Raw genomic sequence first — 24,951 nt, forward strand, 5'->3', positions numbered from 1 at the left:
GTGGGCGCCTTACCAGAGCCGCCAACGACAGGCGAGACGTGCTCTTCGCCGGGATCCGACGTGGTCCACGGCGTGCCGAGGCACGGAGCATCGCCGTCCCGACCTCGCGCTCGAAGGCCGATCCAGGCTGGCAGCCGCCACAACTGAGAAGGGGGCGGCCCATTGGACCACCCCCCGAAGACGTGTGACCTGTCGGCCGTCTTCACAGCCTGGGAGAGCGTCCCCGCATCACGCCGAACACTGCAGAGATGAGGAACAGCGCGATGGCCACGAAGAAAACGATCTTGGCCGCCTCCATGGCGGTGCCGGCGATGCCGCCGAAACCGAGAAGTGCCGCGATCAGCGCGACGACGAGAAACGTTACAGCCCAACCGATCATGGCACCCTCGCGTTATTCAAGCCGGTTCATGATTGGAACCCGCTCGCGCGGGTCCCGTTCCGATCTCTCGTCGGCGCTCAGATCTTGTCGGTCGCGGACTTCACGGCGCTCTTGGCGTCGCCGACAGTACCCTGGGCCTTGCCCTTCAGCTCCTGAGCGGCACCGTCAGCCTTCATCTTGTCGTTGCCGGTCACGTCGCCGATGCCCTGCTTGGCCTTGCCGACGGCCTCGTTGGCGACGCCCTTAATCTTGTCGGTGGTGCTGCTCATGGCGATGTCCTTCTGAAGGTTTCTGCGGCGGCGCCGCGATCGGTCAAGAAACGGTAACGGTCGCTCGAATGTTCCAGGGCTTAACATTGCCTTGTGTTAAACGGCGCGCCGTTCCCTGATCGCCAGCTCCGGCGATGGAGTGAGAACACCTTGGCAGCAGATCCGATCCCGGGCGCCGCGTTCACAACCGCGAGCGAAACCACGGCCTTCGACCGGGCATTCGCGGCGGCCCGCGCTGCGGCAGCTCTGGGCGAGGTGCCGGTGGGCGCCGTGGTGGTGCGGGACGGGTCGGTCCTGGCCGTCGCCCACAACCAGCCACGGCTCCTGCGGGACCCGACCGCGCACGCGGAGATCCTGGCCATCCGGGCCGCCTGCGCGGCCCTTGGCGACGAACGCCTCGTCGGCTGCGATCTCTACGTGACCCTGGAACCCTGTCCGATGTGCGCGGGCGCAATCTCCTTCGCGCGGATCCGCCGGCTCTATTACGCGGCGTCCGATCCGAAGGGGGGCGGCGTCGAGCATGGGCCGCGCGTCTTCAACCAGGCGACCTGCCATCACGCGCCGGACGTCTACGGCGGCTTCCGCGAGCAGGAGGCGGCGACGCTCCTGCGGGATTTCTTCGCGCAGCGCCGGCCTTGAGCGCCGGAGCCGGGCCACCGGATCCGCGTTCTGTCTGACGTGACGGAGGATCGCACGATGATTCCGACTTATTCCCGCGCCTTGATCGTCGGAGCGGGTCCGGGCCTGAGCGCGTCGCTCGCCCGGCTGCTGGCCGGCGATGGGTTCAAGATCGGTCTCGCCGCGCGGAACGTCGACAAGCTCACGGAGCTGGCCGCCGAAACGGGCGCTGCGGTCCATGCCTGCGACGCGAGCCGGCCGGGCGAGGTCGAAGCGCTGTTCGCACGCCTGGAGCCCGCTCTCGGCGGCGCGCCCGACGTGGTCGTCTACAATGCCAGCGGGCGGCTGCGCGGTCCCGTCGTCGGCCTGGATCCGGAGGCTGTCGCGCAGGCCCTGATGGTCTCGGCCTACGGTGCCTTCCTCGTGGCGCAGGCTGCGGCGCGCCGCATGCTGCCGCACCGCCACGGCGCCATCCTGCTCACGGGCGCGTCGGCGAGCGTCAAGGGGTTCGCGAACTCGGCGCCGTTCGCGATGGGCAAATTCGCCTTGCGGGGTTTGGCGCAGAGCCTCGCTCGCGAATTGCAACCGCAGGGGATCCACGTGGCGCACGTCGTGATCGACGGTGCGATCCGCAATTCGCTGCGCGGCGGCGAGCCGGCGGACTCCCCCGACAGCCAACTCGATCCGGACGCCATCGCCCGCGCCTACCGCGACCTGCTGCGCCAAGACCGCAGCGCCTGGACATCCGAGCTGGAGCTGCGCCCCTGGGTGGAGCGGTTCTGATCGGGCTACGGATTTACCCGCACGCCGAGAAGGAACGTGTTCTCGCTAAAGCTCGACCCGGCCACCGTGCTGTCGATCTGCTGGAAGATGTAGGTGCCGCGTAGGGTCAGCCACCGGTTCAGGTGGTAGTCGAGGCGCGCGGTCGCCGAGAAGCCGTTCTCCCGGATCGTGCTGCCCTGGTAGGCGTTCCGGAGGAACGAGCCGCCGACGACGAGCGAGACGTTGCGCAGGAGGTCGTGCTGGACCTCAAGGGTCGCGACATCGGTGAGGATACCGCTGGACCCGGGGATCGTGGTCTCCGTCACGCCCGTCGCCGCGGTAAGCCGCACCGTGGTGAGCGGGCTCGCGGACCAGACCAGGGCGGCGTTGACCAGAGGGGCGTTGATGTCCCGCAGGGTGGCATCGGTGTAGGTACGGTGCTGGATGCCGGCCGAGATCTCGCCCGTCAGCGTCCGGGCGAGGCCGAAGCTCGCTCCCAGGGCGACGGCGATCCCGTCCGAATCGCGCTGTACGCCATTGATGTCCCGGCGCAGGTCGTAGACGCGGGTGTCGCCCAGAAGGTCGATGAATGGGCTGAAGTCCGGACTGACCTCGTAGGCTGTGCGAAGCTGCAGGCTGTACTGGTTCAGGTTCCGATCGGCCTGGTTGATGATGGTCCCGTCCGAGAGGCGGGCATTGTCGAATTCCGAGCGGTCGACCGAGCCACGCAGCGTGACGGAGAGCCGATTGAAGGTCTGCGTGGCGCCGAGGGAGGCGCCGTAGACGGCCAGCAGCGGGCGGCTCGTGGCCGTGGCGACCTGGAGATTGCCGGCGGCGGCCTGGAGGTTGGGGCTCGACGTGCGCTGCGTGTCGACGAGGAAGCGACCCTCGGCGTCGATGTGCAGGTCCCGGGTCGCGTCGATGCGCAGGCGTACCGTTCCGTCCGCGGCGGGGCGGCTGGCGGCCTCGTTCTGCGGCGTCTCCAGGTAGGCCCCGCGCAGCGAGCCCTGCAGGGCGCTGGACGACCAGTTGCTCTGAAAATCGACCGCGGCCTCAGTGCGGAGCGCTACCGACCCCCGTTCGAACTGCCGCGACGTCTGGTCGGGATTCGAATCGTAGCCGATGCTCTGCGCGAAACTCGGCAGCACCGTGAAGGTGCCGATCTGGTAGCCGATCGGCGCGTAGGCCGGATCCGTGGGAATGGGGCGTGCGAGGTCCGTGCCGAGGATGAAGCCCGGGGTCAGCAGGCCGAGGGCTGGGGAGAGCGCGAAGAGTGGCAGAATCGGCCGCAGAGCCGTCGCGGCTTGGGGGAGCGGGACGCCGACCACGGGCTGCTGGACGATTGGGGTGAGCCGCAGCGCCGGGCTTGGGATCTGGGTTATCTGCTGCGTCACCCGGCGGGTGGCCGAGCCGAGCCGGCGGGGCGGCGCCGCGCGAGTCCGCAGCAGCGAGGACGGCGCGAGGTTCCTCGGGGCCGTGGTGCTTCCGCCGGTGCGCTGGCCGCCCGAGGTGACCCGGGTATCGAGCTGCGAGAGGCCTGGTTGGGCCTGCGTGGGTATCGCCTGAGAGAGGGGTGACCGCAGGCTGTCTCCGCCAGTCCGATCGCCGCTGGTCGCGTCGCCACCGGGAGAGCCGCGCCCGTCGTCGCGCGACAGTCCGTCCGGGATACGCTGCCTCAGCGCCGGGAGGCCGTTCGGTGCCGTATTTTGGCCGGTTCCGGGGTTGTCGGGCTGCCCTGTGACCGGGCTCGTCGCGTCGAAACGCTGGGCTGCAGCGGGAACGGTCGCGAGCGCGAAGGCCAGCGCCGCGACGCCGAGCCGCATCTGTTGCCGTTCCAGCCGGTCAACCCCCGCCGTCCGCACCTGATCTCGGTCTCCGCCTTGATCCCGAGCACCGGATGCCGGGTTTCACTGGCCTCGCCGCAGCCAAACTGGTCATCGGCATGGTTAATGAAGGCTAGCGCCGGCATAGTTAATTCCCCGTCAACGACGCTGTTCGGCGGCATTTGCAATCAGCGCTCAGAGCTTCGCTCTACGGAGGCAGTCCGATTGAGAAATGCTTTTGAATCGGTTATCATCTAGCAGACTTCGATCGCATCCGTGAGGGATTGATCGGTACGTATAATGACGATGACGGGGGTTGGCCGTGAGCGAGAGCGTTGTGAGCGAGAATGCCGAGCACATAGAGCTTGCGGTCGATATCGTCGCGGCCTACGTGTCGAATAATTCGGTACCGCCTGCCGATCTTCCCGGGCTAATCAACGGCGTTCATTCCGCGCTAGCCCAACTTTCCACCGTGGGCCGCTCAGCAAATACACAGGCTGAGAAGTTAAGCCCGGCGCAGATCCGAAAATCCATCACCCACGACCATCTCGTAAGTTTCGAGGACGGTAAGCCGTACAAGACGCTGCGCCGGCATCTCACGCTCCGCGGGCTCACACCCGAGGCGTATCGCGAGAAATGGGGCCTGCCCCGCGATTACCCCATGACGGCAGCAAGTTACTCGGCGCAGCGTTCAGAGCTTGCGCGGGCCCTGGGCCTCGGTCAGCAGCGACGCAAGGATCGAGGCGGACAGCAGCCCGAACCGCAGCAGACGGCCGCGCCCAAGCCTCGCAGCCGCAAGAAGGCTCCAGCCGAGTAGAGGAACGTGCTCGGCACAACGCGGCGCCATCCGGGAACGACGGCCGTCGAGGCCGCCTGATCCCGCACAGCGAAGTCGACCGACCGCGAGGGCCGAACCCGTAACCATCGCCGGCCATGGCGCTACCGCGACGGCCGACGGCACACGTGCGTGACCGACACAGGATTCGTGTGGGACCACCATCCCTTGCGCGTCGCGCAAGGGTGCGCCGCGTCATGTGAGCTATCCAGACGGTCGCCGGCTGCCATCCTGCGCATGCTGCTCTGCACCATCGAGCCATGCCCCGCGCCGGAGAGCCTCGCCGTGCCGCCTTTGCCGATCCTTGCCCTGGCCATCGCTTCCTTCGGAATCGGGACCACGGAATTCGTCATCATGGGGCTCCTGCCGGAGGTGGCGCAGAGCTTCGGCGTCACGATCCCGCAAGCCGGCTATCTGGTCTCCGGCTACGCCCTGGGCGTGGTGATCGGCGCGCCGCTCGTGGCGATCGCGACGGCGCGGCTGCCGAGGAAGACGGCTCTTCTTGCCCTCATGGGCGTGTTCCTGGTCGGCAATGTCTCCTGCGCGCTGGCTCCAAGCTACGGCCTGCTCATGGCGGCGCGGATCCTGACCGCCTTCGCGCACGGTGCGTTCTTCGGCATCGGGGCGGTGGTGGCGCGCGATCTGGTGCCGCGCGAGAAGCGGACGCAGGCCGTCTCCCTCATGTTCGCCGGCCTGACCCTGGCCAACGTCCTGGGCGTGCCCTTCGGGACCGCCTTCGGTCAGGTCGCGGGCTGGCGCGCGACCTTCTGGGCGGTCGTGCTGATCGGCCTCGCCGCGGCGCTGGCGATCCAGCTCTGCGTCCCGGTCGGCCTGCCCGGAACGCGCGGGCGGCTCGTCAGCGAGTTCCGCGCCCTCGGACGCTGGTTGGTGCTGCGGCCGATGCTGATCTCCACCCTGTCGTCGGTGAGCTTCTTCACGGTCTTCACCTACATCACGCCGTTCCTGACCGGCGTGACCGGCCTCTCTCCACACGGCGTCACCGGCGCGCTCTTCGCCGCTGGGACCGGCCTCACGATCGGCAACCTCGCGGGCGGCCGCTTCGCCGATCGCGGTATGATGGCGACGATCATCGGGAGCTTCCTGGGTATCGTCGCGGCGCTGGTTGTGCTGGCGGCCGTCGCGCGCCAGCCCGGCATGACGCTGGCGGTGCTGATCCTATGGTCGGCCCTGGTCTTCGCCCTGGTCTCGCCACTGCAGATCTGGGTGGTGGAGGCCGCCAGCGACGCCCCGAATCTCGCCTCAACCCTCAACCAGGGCGCGTTCAACCTGGGCAACGCCACCGGTGCCTGCCTCGGCGGCTCGGCGCTGACCCTCGGCGCCGGCTACGGCCAGCTGCCGCTGCTTGCCGCCATGGTGTCCCTCGTCGGGCTCGGGCTGGTCCTGACGGCGGTGAACCGCAGCGGGCGCGGGATCGTGTCGACGTCCGCATCCGGCATCTGAGGGGTTAGCCGCCCCGAACCAGATCCCCGAGCAGGCTCGACGCCACGGTCGCCTTGGACACGGTAAGCCCGGAGGCGCTGATCGCGTCCACCGCCTCGCGGATTCGGGCGAGCGGGGCGCCTCTGGCCCGGGCCCACGCCTCCACCGCCTGCGGCCCGGCACCGAGATCAGCCACGACCTCGGCGGTGAGCTTGCGATGGGCCGCGGCGATGCCGGCGACGGCACGCTCCAGCGCGACGCGGTCGAACGTGTCGGCCACCGGGACGGTCCGCGCCGCCGCGGCGAGGTCGTCCAGCCGGAACGCGTGCTCCAGGGCGAAATGGGTCGCCGCCACCTCCTCGACCGGCCGGCCGCTGGCCTCGGCGACTCGGACGATGTCGGGGGCGGAGACCAGGGCGGTGAGGGAGGCGAGCCGCCGGGCCTGGATGGGCGCCATGCCGAAATCGGTCAGCTCCGCGGCGCGGGCGCCGAGCGTTGCCAGCGCCTCCGCGCCGAGCACGTTCGGGAGCGCAGCCTCGACGGCAGCGATGCCGTCCCGGTAGCGGGCGACCACCGGGGCAAGGCCGCCGCTCAGGTCGAGGTTGCGGATGAACCAGACGATCCGATTGCTCAGGAGATCCTGCACCTCCGCGTAGAGGCCGAGCTGCCCCTGGCCGGATATCCGGCCCGCGACGCCGTCGATGGCGAGGTTCAGCTCCATCAGGCCGAACGCGTCGCGCGTCACCGCGTAGGCCTTGGCGATGGTCGCGGCGTCGGCGCCGGTGCCGTCGATGAGGCGGGTCACCAGCGATGGCCCGCCGCGGTTGACGATGATGTTGGCGAGCGCCGTCGCGATGATCTCGCGGCGCAGGCGGTGGCCCTTCACGGCATCCGGGAACTGCTCGCGCAGGGCCTTCGGGAAATAGCGCTGCAACTCCCGGTCGAAATACGGGTCGTTCGGCACGGCGCTGTCCAGGATGGCGTCGTGCAGCGACAGCTTCGCGTAGGCGAGCACCACCGCGTATTCCGGCCGGGTCAGACCTTCGTTGCGGCGCATGCGCTCCTGCAGCGCCGCGTCGTCCGGCAGGAACTCCACCGCGCGGTCGAGGCGCCCCTCGGCCTCCAGAGCCTGCATGGTCCGCATGGCGAAGCCGGTCTCGCCGAGGCCGCCGCGCTGGGCGAGCGAGAGGGAGAGCGTCTGCAGTTCGTTGTTGCGCAGGACCAGGCGCCCGACCTCGTCGGTCATGGCGGCGAGGAGGGCGTTGCGCGCCTCGTAGCTCAGCCGGCCGTCCCGCTCGGGCGTCATCAGGGCGATCTTGATGTTGACCTCGACATCCGACGTGTTCACGCCTGCGGAATTGTCGATGGCGTCGGTGTTGAGCCGGACGCCGGCGCGGGCCGCCTCGATGCGCCCGCGCTGGGTGAGGCCGAGATTGGCGCCCTCGCCGACAACCTTGGCGCGCAGCTCAGGCCCGGTGATCCGCACGGAGTCGTTGGCGCGGTCGCCCGCATCCTCATCGGTCTCGGTGGTGGCGCGGACATAGGTGCCGATGCCGCCGAACCACAACAAGTCCGCGGGCGCCTTCAGGATCGCCTGCATCAGCTCGGTCGGCGTCGCCTCGGCGCGATCGAAACCGAGGGCGGCGCGGACGGAACCGGAGAGTGGCACGGTCTTAAGGCTGCGGGAGAAGACGCCGCCGCCCTCCGAGAGCAGCGCGCGGTCGTAGTCAGCCCAGGAGGAGCGCCCGAGGTCGAAGAGGCGCCGCCGCTCCGCGAAGCTCTTCGCCGCGTCCGGGTTCGGATCGAGGAAGATGTCCCGGTGGTCGAAGGCGGCGATCAGCCTGATGCTCTGCGAGAGCAGCATGCCGTTGCCGAAGACGTCGCCCGACATGTCGCCGACGCCGACCGTGGTGATCGGGTCGCTCTGCACGTCGACGTCGAGTTCGAGGAAGTGGCGGCGCACCGCCTCCCAGGCGCCGCGGGCGGTGATACCCATGCCCTTGTGGTCGTATCCCTGGCTGCCGCCCGACGCGAAGGCGTCCCCGAGCCAGTGTCCCTTCTCCAGGGAGAGGGCGTTGGCGATGTCCGAGAAGGTTGCGGTGCCCTTGTCGGCGGCGACCACCAGATAGGCGTCGTCCGGGTCGTGACGCACCGTGTCGGGTGGCGGCACGATGGCGTTGTCGACGATGTTGTCGGTGAGTTCCAACAGGGTGCGGATGAAGATCCGGTAGCTCTCCGTCCCCTCCTGCATCCAGGCGGCCCTGTCGGAGGCCGGCGGCAGGCGCTTGGGGAAGAAGCCGCCCTTGGCGCCAACCGGCACGATCACGGCGTTCTTCACCTGCTGGGCCTTCACGAGGCCGAGGATCTCGGTGCGGAAATCCTCCGGCCGGTCGGACCAGCGCAGGCCGCCGCGGGCAACGTAGCCGAAGCGCAGATGCACGCCTTCGACCCGGGGGGAATATACGAAGATCTCGAAGAAGGGCCGCGGCAGCGGCATCGCCGCCACCTTCGCGCAGGCGAACTTGAAGCTGATCGTCTCCCGCGGGTTCCCGTCGGCACCGGTCTGGAAGAAGTTCGTCCGCACCGCCGCCTCGACCAAGTTGACGAAGCGGCGCAGGATCCGGTCGTCGTCGAGGCTGGTGACCTCGGCGAGTGCTCCCTCGATGCCGGCGCGGATCTCCGCCTCGGCGGCGGCCCGGTCGCCGGCCTGGGCCGGGTCGAACCGCGCGCGGAACAGCGCGACGATCGCCTGGGCGATGCCGGCGTGCCGGCTCAGGGTGCCGGCGAGGTAGTCCTGCCCGTAGCGGATGCGAAGCTGGCGCAGGTAGCGGCCGAGCGCCCGGAGGAGCGCCGCCTCCCGCCAGGGGAGGGCAGCCTCCAGAACGAGGCGGTTGTAGCCGTCCGACTCGGCGGCACCATCCGCGATGGCGAGCATCGCGGCTTCCAGGGGCCGCTCCAGCCGGTCCAACTCGATCGCGCCGCCAGTGGCGCGCTCGATCAGCATGTCGTGCAGCCAGACCCGGGCGGTCTCGTCCGCGCCCGCCGGCGCGATGCGGTAGGTGCGCTCATTGAGCACTCGGAAGCCGAGGTTCTCGAGTCCGGGCACCCGGTCCGACAGGGCGAGCGCGGTGCCCCGCGAAAACACCTTCAGGCGCACCTGCGCGGGCGGATCGCTCGCTCGGCGCCCGAGATGCACGGCGCGCGGCTGGGCCTCGCCAAGGCCTTCGAGGATCGCCACGTCGTCGACGGCGACCTCGGGCTGGAAGTTATCGCGGTAGGCGACCGAGAAGGCGTCGGCGTAGCGGGAGGCCAGAAGGCGGGCCCGGTCGCCGCCTTGAGTCTCGGCGAGAGCCGCCCGCAGCGCGTCGCCCCAGGTCCGGACCAGGGACGCGATCCCGGCCTCCAGGGAGGCCGGATCCTGCTCCCGGCTACCCTCGTCCGGCAGGCCTATGATGTAGTGGATGCGGGCGAGGGGCCCTTCCGGGTAGTCGGGGTAGGCGGCGCTGAGCCGGCCGCCGTAGCGCTCCGCGAGATAGGCGCCGATCCGGCCTCGCATCGCGGAATCGTAGCGGTCCTTCGGGACGTAGACGAGAAGCGAGACGAAGCGGCCGAACCGATCCGGCCGCGAGAGCACGCGCACCCGCGGCCGGTCGGCCAGCGCGGCGATCGCCAGGGTGAAGCGGTAGAGCCGCTCGCCGTCGATCTGGAAAAGCTCGTCGCGCGGGTAGCCCTCCAGCACGGCCAGGAGACTCCGCCCGGCGTGGCTCGTCGGATCGAGGCCGGCGCGCTGGACCACGGCCTCCACCTTCCGGCGCAGGACGGGCACCTCGCGGGCGGGGCTCGTGTAGGCCGAGGCGGTGAAGAGGCCGACGATTCGCACCTCGCCGGACAGCTTGCCGAGGCCGGAGAACAGCTTGACGCCGACGTAATCGAGATAGGCCGAGCGGTGGACGCGGGACTTCACGCTCGCTTTGGTGATGATGAGCGGCTGCGGCTCTTCCAGGAAGGCGAGGATCTCCGGCGTGTAGTCCACCGGGGTCCGGCCCCGGCGCAGGGGCGTCGCGCCGGGATCGCGCAAGACGCCGAGGCTCGAGCCCTCGATCAGGGGGTGCGCCTCTCCGTCGATCCCGTGCTGCTGCATCCCGAGGAGCAGGAACTGGCCGTCCTTGAGCCATTCGAGGAAGGCGCGCGCCTCTTCGGTCTCGCCCTCAGGCATCGGGGTGGGTGACCGGCCGAGGTTCGCCGCCAGATCGGTGAGGCGCGCCAGCATGGCGTCGTGGTCGTCGCTGGCGAGAGCGACATCCCGATAGACCGCCGTGAGGGCGTCGAGCAGACGCTCGCCGGCCTCCGGCGACAGGCGGTCGAGATGGATGTGGATGAAGCTCTCGCGCGCGAGGCTGCCGTGGGCATCGGCGGTGGTCTCCCCGACCACGCGGCTGAGGGCGCCCGCGCCATCCCGCTCGACCCCGAGGATCGGGTGGGCGACGAGGTGCGGGGACAGACCCTGCTCGGTCAGCTCCGCCAGCGTGGAGTCGAGGAGAAACGGCCGGTTGTCGTTGATGACTTCGAGGATGGTCAACTCGCGCGGCCGGCCGTCGCGCAACAGCGCGCCCTCGCTCAGGCGCATACGGGCAGGATCGCCCGGCCGGCGCGGCTCGGACAGGAACGCCCGCGCCCGTGCGGCGAGATCGGCCAGAGACCCGGCCTCATAGGCGGCGAGATCCTCCGGCGTGACGCGTCCGAAGAGATCCCGCACGAAGCCGCCCGGGCCACCCTGTCCGGTGACGATGTCGGCCGCCGCCTCGATCAGCCCTGTGCGGGCCGTCTTCTGCTCCGAGGAGGAGAGGGCCGTGGCGGTCTCGAGTGTCATCGCGCGTCTCCCGAACCGGGTCACTCGCCCAAGCGATAGCAGCGTGGTCCGCCATGTCGATGACACTCCCCGCCAGTTTGACGGCCCGCGAGTGTCGATCGGCGCGAACCGTCAGGTCCGGCGCGGCGACAGCTTGTCGGGACCCGGAAACGTGCATATACACGCTTCGTGTCCGACGATCCCACCTCCGAAGCTCCGCCGGAGCCCTGCACCTGCTCCGCCCTGCGGCGGGCCACCCGTGCGGTGACCACGGCGTACGACACGGCACTGCGACCGGTCGGCTTGCGGGTGACGCAATTCGCGATCCTGCGCCTGCTGGAGCGGCTGGGTCCGACACCGGTGACACGCTTGGCGGCTGAGGCCGCTCTCGAGCGCACCACGATGGGGCGCAACCTCGATCCGCTGGAACGACGCGGCCTCGTGCGGATCGGCGCCGGTCCCGCGGATGCCCGCGAGCGCGTCGTCGTCCTGACCGACGCAGGCCGCGAGGCCATCGCGGCGGCGATGCCTTACTGGCGAGACGCCCAGGCCCGCATCAACGCGCGGGTGGCGCCGGGGGCCGTCAGGGCCTTGGCAGACGCCCTGACGGCCGTCTCCTGACCGCGTCGCCGCCCGATCGATCCGTCCCTCTCCGGAGCCCGTCCATGTCCGCCATCCCCGAGACGCGCGCCCAACCGCGCTTGCACTATGCCTGGATCGTCGCCGCGGTGACCTTCCTGGTGCTGCTCGTGGGCGCCGGCGTCCGCGCCACGCCGAGCGTGCTCATCGTGCCGTGGGAGCGGGAGTTCGGCTGGACAGCCGCCATGATCGGGGTCGGGATCGCCCTCAACATCTTCCTGTACGGGATGATCGGGCCCTTCGCGGTGGCGATCATCGAGCGGTTCGGCCTGCGGCGCTCGGTTTGCGCGGCGCTCCTGATCCTGGCGATCGGCACCGCCGCCACGAGCCTCATGACCGCGCCGTGGCAGATGGTGCTGCTCTGGGGCATCGTGGTCGGATCCGGCTCCGGCATGGTCGCCAACGTCCTCGGCGCCACGGTCGCGGGACGCTGGTTCGCCAAGCGCCGCGGCCTCGTGCTCGGCATGCTGACGGCGAGCAGCGCCACCGGCCAGCTCGTCTTCCTGCCGATGCTGGCCTCGCTGGCGGTCGGTCAGGGCTGGCGATTGGTCTCCCTGGTGGTCGCGGCCGCGACCCTGGCGCTGATCCCGCTCGTCGCCCTGCTGCTTCGCGACCGGCCGGCCGATCTGGGCCTGCCCCGCTACGGCGAGGACGTCGTCACGCCCACCCCGGTCCTCACGGAGAACCCGGCCGTGCGGGCGCTGCGCGGCCTGCGCACGGGCCTGCGCTCCCGGGATTTCTGGCTGCTCGCCGGCACGTTCTTCATCTGCGGCGCGTCCACCAACGGCCTGATCGGGACGCACCTGATCCCGGCCTGCATCGACCACGGCATCGCCGAAGTGACGGCCGCCGGCCTGCTGGCGCTGATGGGGATCTGCGACCTGATCGGCACGACGGCCTCGGGCTGGCTGACCGACCGGTTCGACTCGCGCAAGCTGCTCGCCTGGTACTACGGCCTGCGCGGCCTCTCGCTGATCTTCCTGCCCTATTCCTTCGACTACAGCTTCTACGGCCTGTCGCTGTTCGCGGTGTTCTACGGGCTGGACTGGATCGCCACCGTTCCGCCGACTGTCCAGCTCGCCGGCAAATCCTTCGGCGAGGAGAACGCCGCGCTGATGTTCGGCTGGATCGCGGCCGCCCACCAGATCGGTGCGGCATCCGCGGCGTGGCTCGCCGGCATGGTCCGCACCGACACCGGCACCTACCTTGGGGCCTTCGTGTCGGCCGGTCTGCTGTGCCTCGTCGCGGCGCTCATGGCGGCCTTCGTCGGGCGCAAGCCCGCGGAGCCGGCCCTGCGCCCGCTGCCGGCCTGAACTGCGCGGACCGGGCGCGGTTGGCCACACGAGTGCCGCGAAGGACGAGCCCTGATCGGCCCGTCCCCGCGCAGCCCGAGAGGCCGTCTTGACCATCGCGATCCGGCCCGTGCCGCCGGTCCAGCAGGACCGTCACGAGAGCCGCCACGAGAGCCGGCCGCCGCGCCCCTGGTCGGGGCCGGGCTTCGCCGAGTTCGTCGCCATCATCGCCCTGATGATGGCGGTGACGGCGATCTCCATCGACAACCTGCTGCCGGCCTTCCCGGCGATCGAGGCGCGCTTCTCCGTGCCGGATCCGAACCGGCTGCAGCTCCTCGTCTATGTCTACATGATCGGCTTCGGCTTCGCGCAGATCGTGTACGGGCCCATCTCCGACGCGCTGGGCCGGCGGCCGGTCCTGCTCGCGAGTCTCGCGATCTACGTGGTCGGCTGCGGGCTCGCCATGGTGGCGCCGAGCTTCGGCTGGCTGCTGGCGGCGCGGATCATCCAGGGCGTGGGCGCGGCCGGTGGGCGGGTCCTCTCGGTGGCGATCGTGCGCGACCGCTTCGCCGGACGCGAGATGGCGAGCGTGATGTCGCTCACCATGATGGTGTTCCTGATCGTCCCGATGATCGCCCCGGCGATCGGCGGGATGATGCTGGCGCTCGGCTCCTGGGTCTACGTCTTCGTCTCGATGCTGGTCCTGGCCTTCTGGCTGACCCTCTGGTTCTCCCTGCGCATGCCGGAGACGCTGCACCCGGAATACCGCCGGCCGCTCTCGCCCGCCGCGACATGGGAGGCGATCCGCCAGACGCTGAAGACACGCGTCGCCGTCGGCTACGCCACTGCGCTGGGCCTGATGACCGGCTGCATCATGGGCTACGTGGGCTCGGCCCAGCAGGTCTTCGACACCGGCCTGTATCACCTCGGTCCGCTCTTCCCCCTGGCCTTCGGGCTGGTGGCGGGTGCCATGGGGGCGGCGACGCTGATCAATGCCCGCATCGTCCGGCGGTTCGGGATGCGGACCCTGTCGCAGAGCGGCGTCGCCGCGTTCACCGTGGTCGGGCTCGTGCAGGTCGGCGTCGGGCTCGCCTATCACGGGCATCCGCCGCTGGCGCTGTTCCTGTCGATCCTGGCGGCGAACCAGTTCCTGATCAGCTTCGCGATGCCGAACTTCAACGCCCTGGCGCTGGAGCCCCTCGGTGCCATCGCGGGGACCGCCTCGTCGTTCCTCGGCTTCTACACGACGATCGTCGGCGCGTGTTGCGGCTTCCTGATCGGCCAGTCCTTCGACGGCACCGTGCTGCCCGTCGGCATCGGCTACGCGACCCTCGGCGGGCTGGCGCTGCTCGTCGTCGCCTGGACCGAGCGCGGGCGGCTGTTCCGCGGCGGCGTCGGGGGCTGAACGGGCCGGCTTAACGCGGTCTTCAGCGAGAACCGCCAAGCTCCGGACGTCATTCCTGCCGACCGGACCTGCCCATGATCGCCCGCGCCCAGGACGGAACTCTCCTCGCCGCGCGCCTGCTGCTCGCCGCCGCGCTCCTGCCGACAGGGATCGCCCGCGCGCTCAACGTCTCGGGCTTCGCCCTCACCCTTGCGGGCAACGGCATGCCGTTCCCCAACGGCGTCGCCACCGCGGCGGTCGTCGTGCAGGTCTTCGGACCGCTGGCCCTGATCCTGGGCGTGCTGCCGCGGCTGACCGGTCTGGCGCTCGCGGTCTTCGCCACGATCACGGCCTTCGTGATCCATCCGTTCTGGCACTATGTCGGCCCGGCGGCGGTCGCCGAGCGCACGCTGATGCTGGCCGATCTTGGATTGGCGGGCGGCTTCCTGATCTATGGCCTCTCGGGTCCCGGCGCGTGGAGCTGGCAGGGCTGGCGCGCCGGAGCCCTGGCGCCCGCGCCGAGCGCCAAGCCCGCCGCCGCGAAGCCGTCCGGCAAAAATGCCGCGGCGAAGGGCGGCACCAAGCGGCCCGCCGGGCGGGCACCCGCCCGCGCGGCTGCCTGATCAGCCGTGCCGCGGCCGCATCTCGACGGCCGGCGGCGGCGCAGCGGCCGTCTTGCGGCCGGAGACCTCCGAACCGGCATCCGGCGACAGCTTGCGGAAACCCAGCACGGAAGCGGCCGAGATCAGCGCCACCGCGAAGAAGGCCGGCCCGAAATCGGCGGCCTCGATCTGCGTCCGCCCGTGCCACGCGGCCGTCCCCTCCAGCGCCAGCGCGCCCAGCGTGACACCGAGGCTCAGCGACAGCTGCTGGCAGACGCTGGCGAAGCTCGTGGCCGCGCTCATCTCGCGGGATTCGAGGTCGGCATACGCGATGGCGTTGACGCAGGTGAACTGGATCGAGCGCGAGCAGCCGCCGATGAACAGCAGGGTCACCATGATCCAGTGCGGCGTCTGCGCGGTGTAGGCACCGTTGACCGCCAGGAAGGCCGAGGCGAGCACCGCGTTCCACACCATCAGCGTCCGGAAGCCGGTACGGCGCAGGATCTTCGGTGCCAGGGTCTTCACGAACATCGCGCCGGCCGCCGCCGCGAAGGTGATCAGGCCGGAATGCAGGGCGTCGAGGCCGAAGCCGACCTGCAGCATCAGCGGCAGGAGGAACGGGATCGCCCCGGTGCCGATCCGGAACAGGCTTCCGCCGATGACCGCCACCCGGAAGGTCGGCCGCTGCATCAGGTCGAGCCGCACGATCGGGTGAGCCACCCGGCGGGCATACGCCCAGTACAGCGGAAGCAGGATCACGCCGGCCGCGAGGCAGCCCCACGACACGGCCGCCGGCAGCAGGTGGCGGCCCGCGGAGGCCAGCCCGAGCATCAGAGCGGCGAGCCCGGTGCCGAGCAGCACGAATCCGAACAGGTCGAGCGGCGGCCGCTCGGTCTCGCGGATGTCCTCGAAGTACAGGCTCGCCAGCACGATGCCGGCGCAGCCGATCGGCAGGTTGATGAAGAAGATCCACCGCCAGTCGAACCATGTGGTGATCAAGCCCCCCACCGGCGGCCCGAGGACCGGGCCGACCAGGGCCGGGAACGTCAGGTAGGCCAGTGCCGTGACGAGCTGCGACTTCGGCACGCTGCGCAGCACCACGAGGCGCCCCACCGGCACCATCATGGCGCCGCCCATGCCCTGCAGGAACCGTGCGGCCACGAACCACGCGAGCCCGTTCGCGGCCGCGCAGGCCAGCGACCCGGCCATGAACACCACAAGGGCGGCGCGGAAGACGGTCCGGGAACCGTATCGGTCCGCCATCCAGCCGCTCACCGGGATGAAGATCGCGAGGCTGACCAGATAGGAGGTCAGGGCGAGCTTCAGGGCGATCGGATCCTCGCCCAGGCTCGCCGCGATGCTGGGCAGCGCCGTGGCGATCACCGTCGAGTCGGTGTTCTCCATGAACAGCGCGGTGGCGACCGTCAGCGGGACGATCCAGAGCGGTTTCGGCGTGGTCGCGGGCATCAGTGTGCAGACGCATGTCGCGCCGCGGCGGTTGCACGGCGACGGGGCCACGTCGCACCCTCATGTTTCGCCATTGTATCCGACCTGCAACACCCGCCCAGTGCTTGAACAGGCCCACCTTCCTTGCGGATGCTCCAATAGCTACGTTTCAATCACGCGGCTGTGAGGCCGCCGGAGCCGGCCCTCGCGGCCGGGCGATGAGGAACCCGATGCCGTCCAGCTTCAGCCAGATCCGCTCCCTTCCGCGGATCGCCGTCGGCGTCGCCCTCGTCTCGATGGTGGCGGCCTGCGGCACCGTCCTGCTCAACGACCGCGGCTCCCTGACGCGCTACGACCGGCTGAAGGCCAGCGATCAAGTCGCCTCGGCCTCGCGGATCTACGTGGACCAGCCGGCGCTCGCCAGGGCGCGGACGGTCCGCATCATCCCGACCGCGTTCCACGCGAACGTGGAGGGCGCCGCACCGCTGACCCCGGCCGAGCGGCGGCTCATCGCCAACGCCGCCGACCGGGCGCTCTGCTACGACCTGTCGCTGAAGTACGACATCGTGACGAGCCGCGACGCCGACCTCACCGTGCGGGCGCAGGTGACCCGGGTCGAGCCCACCAACCTTATCGGCGCCGGTGCAACGATCGCGGGCTCGGCCGGTGTGACGGTTGCCTCGCAGCTGGGCGTCGGCTTCGCGGAGGGCATCGGGCGCATCCCGATCCCCCGGATCCCGATCGGACTCGGCAGCCTCACGGTGGAGGCTGAGGCGCTGGACCGCCGCCGCGAGCAGCGCGCCGCGATGGTCTGGGGCGGGGCGGCGAACTCCTTCACCAGCCAGCCGCGCTTCTCCCATGCCAGCGACGCCTACGATCTCGCGGGCGAGTTCGGCCAGGATTTCGGCTACATGCTGGCGACCGGCGAGGACCCCTTCACGGCGCCGAACACGCTTCCGACCTGGGACCGCATCCGGATCACCACGCTGGGCGAGGCCCCTCTGGATCCCGACTGCGAGGCCTTCGGGCGCGCCCCCGGGATCGACGGCATCCTGGGCGACTATATCGGCCTGCCGCCTGAATACACCGACAAGGGACCTGCGGCGCCGGCGATGCGGTAGAGGGTGCCGGGCGATCGTGTCGGCATGACCGTCGCGGCCAGTAAAGCGTAGAACAAGCCAGGGCGTCGCGACGCTGACGAGCCCAGCGCAGCCCACGGTCACCGGGCTCCGCACGTGATGGCGGGGAGCGGAAACCCCGCTTCTCCACCGGTCGTGGAAAAGCCGCGAGCCATGCGCGTTTTCGCGCTGCGCCGCATCAACCGCGCATTGGCGCCGTCGCGGAGCCCGTGATACTGGCACTTGCCAACCCGATCCCCCGGCGTGACCCCCGCGCGCCGCCGTCCGAGGAAAGTTGGCACATGGCCCGAGTAGAATCCGCATCGATCATCGAGGGACTGACCTTCGACGACGTGCTCCTGCGGCCTGCCGCCTCCTCGGTCATGCCGACCGAGGTGAGCGTTGCCTCCCGGCTTACCCGCTCGATCCCGCTGAACCTGCCGATCCTCGCCTCCGCGATGGACACCGTGACGGAGGCCCCGATGGCCATCGCCATGGCGGCCAATGGCGGCATGGGCGTGATCCACCGCAACCTGGAGCCGCCGGAGCAGGCCGAGCAGGTCCGCCTCGTCAAGAAGTATGAGTCCGGCATGGTGATGAACCCGATCACCATCCACCCGGACGAGACGCTGGCGGATGCGTTCGAGGTGATGAAGCTGAACCGGATCTCCGGGATCCCGGTGGTCGAGCGGGGCCCGAACGGGTCGCGCGGCAAGCTCGTCGGCATCCTGACCAACCGCGACGTCCGCTTTGCCACGAACGCGGCCCAGCCGGTCGCCGAACTGATGACCCGGGACCGCCTGATCACGGTCCGCGAGGGCGTGACGCAGGACGAGGCCAAGCGCCTGCTCCACCAGTTCCGCATCGAGAAGCTGCTGGTCGTCGACGACCATTACCGCTGCATCGGCCTCATCACCGTCAAGGACATCGAGAAGCGCGTCGCCTACCCGAACGCCGTAAAGGACGAGCAGGGCCGCCTCCGGGTCGCGGCCGCCACCACCACGGGCGACAGCGGGTTCGAGCGGGCCGAGCGCCTCATTGATGCAGGCTGCGACGTGATCGTGGTCGACACCGCCCACGGCCACTCGATCAAGGTGCTGGACGCCGTGGCCCGGGTAAAGCAGCTCTCGAACGCCGTGCAGGTCATCGCCGGCAACGTCGCGACGCGGGACGGCGCCCGAGCGCTGATCGATGCCGGTGCCGACGCCATCAAGGTCGGCATCGGGCCGGGCTCGATCTGCACGACGCGCATCGTCGCCGGCGTCGGCGTACCCCAGCTCACGGCGCTGATGGAGGCCGTCGAGGCGGCCGGCGAGGCCGACATCCCGGTCATCGCCGACGGCGGCATCAAGTATTCCGGCGACCTCGCCAAGGCGATCGCGGCCGGCGCCTCGGTGGCGATGCTCGGCTCCCTGCTCGCCGGAACCGACGAGGCCCCGGGCGAGGTGTTCCTCTACCAGGGCCGCTCGTACAAGTCGTACCGCGGGATGGGCTCGGTGGGCGCGATGGCCCGCGGCTCGGCCGACCGCTACTTCCAGGCTGAGGTCGCCGACACCCACAAGCTCGTGCCCGAGGGCATCGAGGGGCAGGTGCCCTACAAGGGCCCGGTGGGCAACGTCCTGCACCAGCTCGCCGGCGGCCTGCGGGCCGCGATGGGTTATGTCGGCGGCGCCACCATCCCGGAATTCCAGCAGCGGGCGCAGTTCATCCGCATCACCAACGCCGGCCTGCGCGAGAGCCACGTCCACGACGTGACGATCACCCGCGAGAGCCCGAACTATCCGTCCCGGACCTGAGGATCGTCGATGCGCACGCTGATTGTCGGGGCCGGCGCGACCGGCGGCTATTACGGCGCGCGCCTCGCGGAGTCGGGCGCCGACGTGACCTTCCTGGTCCGGCCGGCCCGGGCCGCGAAGCTCGCCGCGGACGGCCTCAACGTCCGCAGCCCGCTCGGTGACCTGCACCTGCCGAACCCGCCGACCGTGACGGCCGACCGGCTGGCCCAGGCCGGGGCCTTCAGCCTGATCCTCCTGTCCTGCAAGGCTTACGACCTCGACAGCGCGCTCGAGGATCTCGCCCCCGCGGTGGGGGAGGGCACCGCGATCCTTCCGGTGCTCAACGGCATGTCCCACCTCGACGCGCTCGACGCGCGCTTCGGGCCGGAGCGGGTCCTCGGCGGCGCCTGCGCCATCGCGGCGACGCTCGCGGCGGACGGTACGATCCGCCACATGAGCGAACTCTGCAGCATCACCTACGGCGAGCGGAACGGCGCCCGCTCGGCGCGGATCGAGGCCGTCGATGCCCTGATGCGGGGCCTCAAGTTCCAGCCGCGGCTGAGCGAGGTGATCCTGCAGGAGATGTGGGAGAAGTGGGTCTTCCTCGCGACCCTCGCGGGGGCGACCACGCTGATGCGTGCCGCCGTCGGCGACATCGTGGCGGCGCCCGGCGGGTCGGCCTTGATCGCGGCGCTCCACGCGGAGTGCACGGCAGTGGCCGCCGCGAGCGGCTTCGAGCCGCGGGCGGTCGTGGCCGAGCGGGCGCGGGCGCAGCTGACGGCGGCCGGCTCGACCTTCACGGCGTCGATGCTGCGCGACATTGAGGGCAAGGGACGGATCGAGGCGGACCACGTGATCGGCGACCTGATCGCCCGCGGTCAGCGGCTCGCGCCCGAGGCGGCCTTCCCGATCCTGACGACGGTCTATGCCGGCCTCAAGGCCTACGAGGCCCGGCGGGCGCGGGAGGCGGCCTGAGCCGCGCCCCGCGCGGCGTTCTCAGTATCGGCCGGGCGGCGGCGGGGGCGGGTTGCCGTATTCGAGCTGCGTCTTGGCATCCACGGGCCGGCGCGGCGGCGGCGAGAAATCCGGCTGGGCAGCGGGGGCGCTGGCGCAGGCGGCGAGCGAGGCGGCGATGAGCGCCGCGAGGGCGACGCGAACGGCGGACGTCATGGGCTGAAGCACTCCGAGGGCTCGCCGGGACGAGGGACCGCTCTGGCCCGCGACCGGCCGATGCCATACGACACGCGACGGCCCGCACGACGGGCCGCCTGCAGGACGGTCTGGGCCGCGAAGGTGCTGGAAGCTCGGCCGTATCGTGGCGACTTCGTGGGCCAAGCGTGGCCGTTTCGCGTCGTCGCAGAACCGTTCGAAGGATGAGACCGCTGACACCCGCCGCCCGCTGCTCCGCCGCCATCGAGGTCCTGACCGACATCACCGAGCGCCGCCGTCCGGCCGCCGACGCTCTCAAGGATTGGGGTCTGGCGCACCGCTTCGCCGGCTCGGGTGATCGGGCCGGGATCGCGAGCCTCGTCTACGACGCCCTGCGCCGCCGGGCCTCCGCCGCCTGGATCATGGGTGCGGATTCCCCGCGCGCCATCCTCATCGGTGCCCTGCGGCTCCAGCAGGGCCTGGCCGCCGCCTCGGTGGCCAACCTCTTCACGGGCGAGCGCTTCGCCCCGGCGCCCCTCAGCGACGACGAGCGCGCCCGCCTGGAGACCGCGACTTTGCAGGACGCCCCGCCGGAGGTGGCGGGCGACGCCCCGGCCTTCGTCCTCGCCGAGCTCGCGGCCACGCTCGGCGACGAGCTCGTCCCGGAGCTGAAGGCGCTGGCGCGGCGCGCGCCGCTGGACATCCGGGTGAACGCCCTGCGCGGCCCTCGGGACGCCGTGATGCCGGCCCTCGCCGCCCACGCGGCGGCTCCGACGCCGCACGCGCCCTCGGGCCTGCGGGTACCGATCGGCGCGGACGGGCGCGGCCCGGCGCTGCATGTCGAGGCGGAGTTCCTGGAGGGCTGGTACGAGATCCAGGACGAGGGCTCGCAGCTCGCAGCGCTCCTGGCGGCGCCCCGGGCCGGCGAGACCATCGTCGACCTCTGCGCTGGCGGCGGCGGCAAGACCCTGGCGCTTGCGGCCGAGACCGGTAACGGCGCCCGCCTGATCGCCACCGATGGCGATCCGCGCCGCCTCGCACCGATCCACGAGCGGCTCCGGCGGTCCGGCGCCGCCGCGGAGGTGCGCACGCCGCGCACCGGCAAGGCGCGGGCCGACGTGCTCGAGGATCTCGACGGCCACGTTGATCGGGTCGTAGTCGATGCCCCGTGCACAGGCTCCGGGACGTGGCGCCGCAATCCCGACGCCAAGTGGCGGCTCCGGCCCGGCAGCCTCGCTCTCCGTACCCGCGAGCAGGCCCAGGTGCTCGATCGGGCGGCCCGGCTGGTGAAGCCCGGCGGCAGGATCGTCTACATCACCTGCTCGCTCCTCGCGGCGGAGAACGACGCGGCCGTGGCCGGGCTGCTGTCGCGCTGGCGCGGTCGCTTCGATGTGGTCCCGCCCACGGAGGTGCTGGCGGCGGGGCCGGCCTCGCTCCACGAGGCGGTGCGCCGGACCGCGCACGGCGTGCAGATGAGCCCGCTCCGAACCGGCACCGACGGGTTCTACGTGTCCGTGATCGCCCGGCGGGGCTGAGTCGCGAAACCACGGCCGACCCGCGACGTTGGATCCGGGCTTTGGCATGACCCGGGTCCGCACCGACGGCCCCGGCGACTGCACAACCGGGGAGATGCCCTTGCGCCTCGACCGCCGATTCCTCCTCGCCGGCCTCGGGAGCGCCTTCGGCCTGCGCGCCGCCCGAGGAGAGGGCGAAGGACCGGCGGCCCCGGCGAACCAAGGGGTCGCGGATGCGGCCGTTCATGCCCTCCCGCGCTCGCTTCCGGGCGCCGACCTGCAGGTGATCGACCTCTGGCCGGGCGAGGCACCGGGCGGCGGAAACGGACCGGACGCGAACGGGTACCGGTACGTGGAGGGGACCTTCGGCGACATCACGCGGGTGGCGCGGCCGTGCCTGCTGGTCATGCGGCCGGCCAACGCCAACGGCGCGGCCATGATCGTCGCCGCCGGAGGCGGTTACGAGTTCATCGCCCTGGGTAACGAGGGCGTCCCGGTGGGGCGCGTGCTCAACGCGGCGGGCATCACGGTCTTCCTGCTGATCTACCGCCTGCCCGCGGAGAGCTGGGGCGCGGGACCCGACGCGCCGCGACAGGACGCGCAGCGCGCCCTCCGGCTCGTTCGCGCCCGCGGCACGGAGTTCGGCGTCGATCCGGACCGGGTCGGCGTCCTCGGCTTCTCCGCCGGCGGACATCTCATGGGCGAGACGGCGGTCGGGAGCGCCCTCGACCTCTACCCGGGCGTCGATGCCACCGACGCCCAGCCGGTGCGGCCGGCCCTGGCCGGGCTGATCTACCCGGTCATCACCATGCGCAAGCCCTTCGACCGGACCCATACCCGCCGCATCCTGGTCGGCGACGAGGTCACGCCCCTGGAGATGAAGACCTACTCGGTCGATCTCCAGGTCGGCCCGGAGACGCCGCCGACCTTCCTCGTCCAGGCGATCGACGATCCCGTCGCGGTGGCCGACCACCCGCTGCTGATGTTCACGGCGCTGCGCAAGGCGCGGGTTCCGGCCGAGCTCCATCTGTTCGAGCGCGGCGGCCACGGTTTCGGGCTCGGCGCGCCCGGCACGCCGGTGGCGGCCTGGCCGGGCCTGTTCCTGGCCTGGATCCGCCTGCACGGCTTCCTGCGGCGCTGAATCCTCAGCCTCCGCTGCCCTGCAGGCGGTGCAGCTTGGCGACCTTCGGACGGCTGGTGCGGAACTGGCCTCGCTCCACCGCGACGAACACCACGATCGCGATGGCCACCGTCGTCAGCCACCAGATCGCCGTGAGGCCGACGCTGAGGCATGCCACCGTGAAGGCAGCGGCGAAGCACCCCATCGCGCCCGGCACCAGGGCCGGGACGTCGCGCCCGGCGCGCCGGACCGAGGCGTAGAGCGCGAAGGCGGCGGCCAGGGCGCCGACGATACCCAATTCGTACCAGAACTCGAACAGGGCCGTGGTCGGCGCGTTCAGCGGCAAGAGGCCGACGAGACGTCCGCGCAGGGCGGTCTCGAAGCCGTGGCCCGTGATCAGCCGCACCGGATCGGTGGTCACCACCTTCTGCCAGCTCTTGAGCGACAGAACCGAGGGCGCGAGGGGGCCCAGGATCGCCGCGCCGGCGGGCCGTGCCAGGAAGGGCAGCAACGGTGCCACGGCGAGCAGGAGCGCCGACAGGATCGCCGTGAGCGCGACGCCGAGCCTCGGCCGGTAGCTCGTGACCGCGAAGGCCACGGCCCCGACGGCCAGCGCGGCGATCTGGGTCGCGTCCGGCTGAACGGTGAGCGCCAGGGCGACCAGCAGCGCGAGCCCCAGCGCCTCGCGGTCGCGGCGCCGGGACCGGAGCCACGCGAGCGCCGGCCAGACCAGCAGAATCAGCAGGACGAGGCCGCGGTCCAGCGCCCCGTCATCCTCGGTGCCGGGCGGGGCCATGTGGGCGCCGAACACGCCGAGCATGATCGCCACGATGGCGCCCGCCACGATGCCGAGTGGCAGGAGGTAGAGGTTGGCCGACCGCATCCGGTCGGGCAGGGCGAGGTAGCCCAGCAGCGCGAGTCCGATCGTGGCCGTGAGGTTGGCCAGGCGCTCCAGCGCCGGCCCGGGGAACGGCGTCCAGATCAGCGACAACGCCGACCACAGCACCACCAGCATGCCGGCCAGGAAGGCAGGCGCGGTCAGGAGCCGAAAGGCGGCCGGCCGCACCGGACGCTGCCGACGATCGATCACGCTGGCGATGATGAGCAGGATGACGGCGATCGGCGCGAGGATCACGGAGGCGCGGCGGGCCACCTGCGCGAGAACCGGCAGCACCACGAACAGGCCGAAGAAGCCGATGCGCCGCAGCAAGGCGGCGGCGTCGAGCGCCGGATCGATGGTGGACGAGTTCGACGCGCGGGGCATCTTGCGCCTTCTCCCGGTCCGGAACGGCCGGATCCCTGCTCGATACGCAAGGCTCGCGCAAGCCGCTGTAGACGCGGCGCCACACTCCCGAAGGCGCAGCGTGTCGTCAGGCGGCCCTGACGGTCCTTCGCGGCCGCCGGCGCATGGCCCGACCGCCGAGATCCGACACCACCCGCCAGCCGCCCCAGGCGGCGAAGAAGCCGATCAAGGCCGCGGCCAAGCCGTCCGCGGTGGTCGGCACCGCCGGGCTGAAATCCCGATAGGCGGCCTCGGCGACGGGCAGGTCCGGATCGCGCAGCATCGCCACGACGCGGCCCAGCGGGCTCGTCGTCGCGGCGAGGGCCTGCTGCTGAGCACTGAGCCGGGCGAGGCGCGCGATGTCGGCGCGGGCCGCATCGCCGCGCTTGGCGACGAGTTGGTCCGGGTTGTTGCGCAGCCGGTCGACGGCATCGTCGCGCGTGGTCCCGGAGGCCTGCGCGTCCGATTCGAGGACCGCCACCTGCCGGCGCAGCTCGTCGGCGGCGCCGCCCAGTCGTTGCGCGTATTGTTGCGCAAATTCGGGAGCCTGGGCCGCCACGACGCCGCCGAGCAGGCCCAGGGCGAGGCCGAAGGTACGGAACACGCGCAGCACGTCTCAGTCCTCCGGCGCGGTGAATCGACCACCGACAAGAGC

At 71.0% G+C, this 24,951-nt stretch carries 21 protein-coding genes; 13 read left to right on the plus strand and 8 right to left on the minus strand.

Annotation, left to right across the window (positions count from 1 at the left end):
* Positions 1-202 precede the first annotated feature (202 nt).
* A complete protein-coding gene (locus tag ACLBX9_RS24285) occupies positions 203-379 on the minus strand; it encodes a DUF1328 domain-containing protein (protein WP_010683547.1) in 177 nt (58 codons plus the stop codon).
* 77 nt (positions 380-456) lie between these two features.
* A complete protein-coding gene (locus tag ACLBX9_RS24290) occupies positions 457-648 on the minus strand; it encodes a CsbD family protein (protein ID WP_010683546.1) in 192 nt (63 codons plus the stop codon).
* Between the two features lie 150 nt (positions 649-798).
* Between ACLBX9_RS24290 and ACLBX9_RS24295 the strand changes: the two genes are divergently transcribed.
* On the plus strand, positions 799-1,287 hold the full coding sequence (locus ACLBX9_RS24295; RefSeq protein ID WP_447720730.1) for a nucleoside deaminase: 489 nt from the start codon (positions 799-801) through the stop codon (positions 1,285-1,287).
* A 57-nt stretch (positions 1,288-1,344) separates the two neighbouring features.
* Complete coding sequence (locus ACLBX9_RS24300) at positions 1,345-2,049, plus strand: SDR family oxidoreductase (RefSeq protein WP_447720731.1); 705 nt, start codon at positions 1,345-1,347, stop codon at positions 2,047-2,049.
* A gap of 5 nt (positions 2,050-2,054) precedes the next feature.
* On the opposite strand, the gene ACLBX9_RS24305 is transcribed toward ACLBX9_RS24300, so the two are convergent.
* Complete coding sequence (locus ACLBX9_RS24305) at positions 2,055-3,851, minus strand: outer membrane beta-barrel protein (RefSeq protein ID WP_447720732.1); 1,797 nt, start codon at positions 3,849-3,851, stop codon at positions 2,055-2,057.
* Positions 3,852-4,173: 322 nt separating this feature from the next.
* Between ACLBX9_RS24305 and ACLBX9_RS24310 the strand changes: the two genes are divergently transcribed.
* On the plus strand, positions 4,174-4,668 hold the full coding sequence (locus tag ACLBX9_RS24310; protein ID WP_447720733.1) for a MucR family transcriptional regulator: 495 nt from the start codon (positions 4,174-4,176) through the stop codon (positions 4,666-4,668).
* Positions 4,669-4,971: 303 nt separating this feature from the next.
* Positions 4,972-6,147, plus strand: coding sequence for an MFS transporter (locus ACLBX9_RS24315; RefSeq protein ID WP_447720812.1), 1,176 nt, complete (start codon positions 4,972-4,974; stop codon positions 6,145-6,147).
* A 4-nt stretch (positions 6,148-6,151) separates the two neighbouring features.
* On the opposite strand, the gene ACLBX9_RS24320 is transcribed toward ACLBX9_RS24315, so the two are convergent.
* Positions 6,152-10,996 carry an NAD-glutamate dehydrogenase gene (locus tag ACLBX9_RS24320; protein WP_447720734.1) on the minus strand — a complete coding sequence of 1,615 codons (4,845 nt, stop codon included), beginning with the start codon at positions 10,994-10,996 and terminating at the stop codon, positions 6,152-6,154.
* Positions 10,997-11,164: 168 nt separating this feature from the next.
* Between ACLBX9_RS24320 and ACLBX9_RS24325 the strand changes: the two genes are divergently transcribed.
* From ACLBX9_RS24325 to ACLBX9_RS24340, 4 genes are all read left to right on the plus strand, one after another.
* On the plus strand, positions 11,165-11,596 hold the full coding sequence (locus tag ACLBX9_RS24325) for a MarR family winged helix-turn-helix transcriptional regulator (RefSeq protein ID WP_447720735.1): 432 nt from the start codon (positions 11,165-11,167) through the stop codon (positions 11,594-11,596).
* A 44-nt stretch (positions 11,597-11,640) separates the two neighbouring features.
* Complete coding sequence (locus ACLBX9_RS24330) at positions 11,641-12,927, plus strand: MFS transporter (RefSeq protein WP_447720736.1); 1,287 nt, start codon at positions 11,641-11,643, stop codon at positions 12,925-12,927.
* A gap of 88 nt (positions 12,928-13,015) precedes the next feature.
* Positions 13,016-14,311, plus strand: a complete 1,296-nt coding sequence (locus ACLBX9_RS24335; protein ID WP_447720737.1) for a multidrug effflux MFS transporter — start codon at positions 13,016-13,018, stop codon at positions 14,309-14,311.
* A gap of 74 nt (positions 14,312-14,385) precedes the next feature.
* The gene (locus ACLBX9_RS24340; protein ID WP_010683536.1) at positions 14,386-14,913 is read left to right on the plus strand and encodes a DoxX family protein; all 528 of its coding nucleotides are present in this window, start codon (positions 14,386-14,388) and stop codon (positions 14,911-14,913) included.
* Here the strand turns inward: ACLBX9_RS24340 and ACLBX9_RS24345 are convergent, their stop codons facing one another.
* A complete protein-coding gene (locus tag ACLBX9_RS24345) occupies positions 14,914-16,359 on the minus strand; it encodes an MFS transporter (RefSeq protein ID WP_010683535.1) in 1,446 nt (481 codons plus the stop codon).
* Between the two features lie 209 nt (positions 16,360-16,568).
* On the opposite strand from ACLBX9_RS24345, the gene ACLBX9_RS24350 reads away from it, so the two are divergent.
* From ACLBX9_RS24350 to panE, 3 genes are all read left to right on the plus strand, one after another.
* Positions 16,569-17,459, plus strand: a complete 891-nt coding sequence (locus tag ACLBX9_RS24350) for a DUF3313 domain-containing protein (RefSeq protein ID WP_010683534.1) — start codon at positions 16,569-16,571, stop codon at positions 17,457-17,459.
* A 299-nt stretch (positions 17,460-17,758) separates the two neighbouring features.
* Positions 17,759-19,252: an IMP dehydrogenase gene (gene guaB, locus ACLBX9_RS24355; RefSeq protein WP_447720738.1), complete on the plus strand. Its 1,494-nt coding sequence runs from the start codon at positions 17,759-17,761 to the stop codon at positions 19,250-19,252.
* Between the two features lie 9 nt (positions 19,253-19,261).
* Complete coding sequence (panE, locus tag ACLBX9_RS24360) at positions 19,262-20,206, plus strand: 2-dehydropantoate 2-reductase (protein ID WP_447720739.1); 945 nt, start codon at positions 19,262-19,264, stop codon at positions 20,204-20,206.
* A gap of 21 nt (positions 20,207-20,227) precedes the next feature.
* On the opposite strand, the gene ACLBX9_RS24365 is transcribed toward panE, so the two are convergent.
* Positions 20,228-20,401: a hypothetical protein gene (locus ACLBX9_RS24365; RefSeq protein WP_010683531.1), complete on the minus strand. Its 174-nt coding sequence runs from the start codon at positions 20,399-20,401 to the stop codon at positions 20,228-20,230.
* A 203-nt stretch (positions 20,402-20,604) separates the two neighbouring features.
* Between ACLBX9_RS24365 and ACLBX9_RS24370 the strand changes: the two genes are divergently transcribed.
* Positions 20,605-21,915 carry an RsmB/NOP family class I SAM-dependent RNA methyltransferase gene (locus tag ACLBX9_RS24370; RefSeq protein ID WP_447720740.1) on the plus strand — a complete coding sequence of 437 codons (1,311 nt, stop codon included), beginning with the start codon at positions 20,605-20,607 and terminating at the stop codon, positions 21,913-21,915.
* Positions 21,916-22,015: 100 nt separating this feature from the next.
* The gene (locus tag ACLBX9_RS24375) at positions 22,016-23,035 is read left to right on the plus strand and encodes an alpha/beta hydrolase (RefSeq protein WP_010683529.1); all 1,020 of its coding nucleotides are present in this window, start codon (positions 22,016-22,018) and stop codon (positions 23,033-23,035) included.
* Positions 23,036-23,039: 4 nt separating this feature from the next.
* Here the strand turns inward: ACLBX9_RS24375 and ACLBX9_RS24380 are convergent, their stop codons facing one another.
* Positions 23,040-24,278 carry a hypothetical protein gene (locus ACLBX9_RS24380; RefSeq protein ID WP_010683528.1) on the minus strand — a complete coding sequence of 413 codons (1,239 nt, stop codon included), beginning with the start codon at positions 24,276-24,278 and terminating at the stop codon, positions 23,040-23,042.
* A 106-nt stretch (positions 24,279-24,384) separates the two neighbouring features.
* Entirely contained in the window at positions 24,385-24,909 is a 525-nt protein-coding gene (locus ACLBX9_RS24385; RefSeq protein WP_010683527.1) for a DUF2937 family protein, read from the minus strand.
* Positions 24,910-24,951: the final 42 nt, after the last annotated feature.

The sequence above is a fragment of the Methylobacterium sp. A49B genome, assembly GCF_053346215.1.

Coding starts and splice junctions, on each gene's coding strand:
- ACLBX9_RS24285 (WP_010683547.1), bottom strand. CDS start 379: ATGATCGGTTGGGCTGTAACGTTTCTCGTCGTCGCGCTGATCGCGGCA.
- ACLBX9_RS24290 (WP_010683546.1), bottom strand. CDS start 648: ATGAGCAGCACCACCGACAAGATTAAGGGCGTCGCCAACGAGGCCGTC.
- ACLBX9_RS24300 (WP_447720731.1), top strand. CDS start 1,345: ATGATTCCGACTTATTCCCGCGCCTTGATCGTCGGAGCGGGTCCGGGC.
- ACLBX9_RS24305 (WP_447720732.1), bottom strand. CDS start 3,851: ATGCGGCTCGGCGTCGCGGCGCTGGCCTTCGCGCTCGCGACCGTTCCC.
- ACLBX9_RS24320 (WP_447720734.1), bottom strand. CDS start 10,996: ATGACACTCGAGACCGCCACGGCCCTCTCCTCCTCGGAGCAGAAGACG.
- ACLBX9_RS24330 (WP_447720736.1), top strand. CDS start 11,641: ATGTCCGCCATCCCCGAGACGCGCGCCCAACCGCGCTTGCACTATGCC.
- ACLBX9_RS24340 (WP_010683536.1), top strand. CDS start 14,386: ATGATCGCCCGCGCCCAGGACGGAACTCTCCTCGCCGCGCGCCTGCTG.
- ACLBX9_RS24345 (WP_010683535.1), bottom strand. CDS start 16,359: ATGCCCGCGACCACGCCGAAACCGCTCTGGATCGTCCCGCTGACGGTC.
- ACLBX9_RS24350 (WP_010683534.1), top strand. CDS start 16,569: ATGCCGTCCAGCTTCAGCCAGATCCGCTCCCTTCCGCGGATCGCCGTC.
- guaB (WP_447720738.1), top strand. CDS start 17,759: ATGGCCCGAGTAGAATCCGCATCGATCATCGAGGGACTGACCTTCGAC.
- panE (WP_447720739.1), top strand. CDS start 19,262: ATGCGCACGCTGATTGTCGGGGCCGGCGCGACCGGCGGCTATTACGGC.
- ACLBX9_RS24365 (WP_010683531.1), bottom strand. CDS start 20,401: ATGACGTCCGCCGTTCGCGTCGCCCTCGCGGCGCTCATCGCCGCCTCG.
- ACLBX9_RS24370 (WP_447720740.1), top strand. CDS start 20,605: ATGAGACCGCTGACACCCGCCGCCCGCTGCTCCGCCGCCATCGAGGTC.
- ACLBX9_RS24380 (WP_010683528.1), bottom strand. CDS start 24,278: ATGCCCCGCGCGTCGAACTCGTCCACCATCGATCCGGCGCTCGACGCC.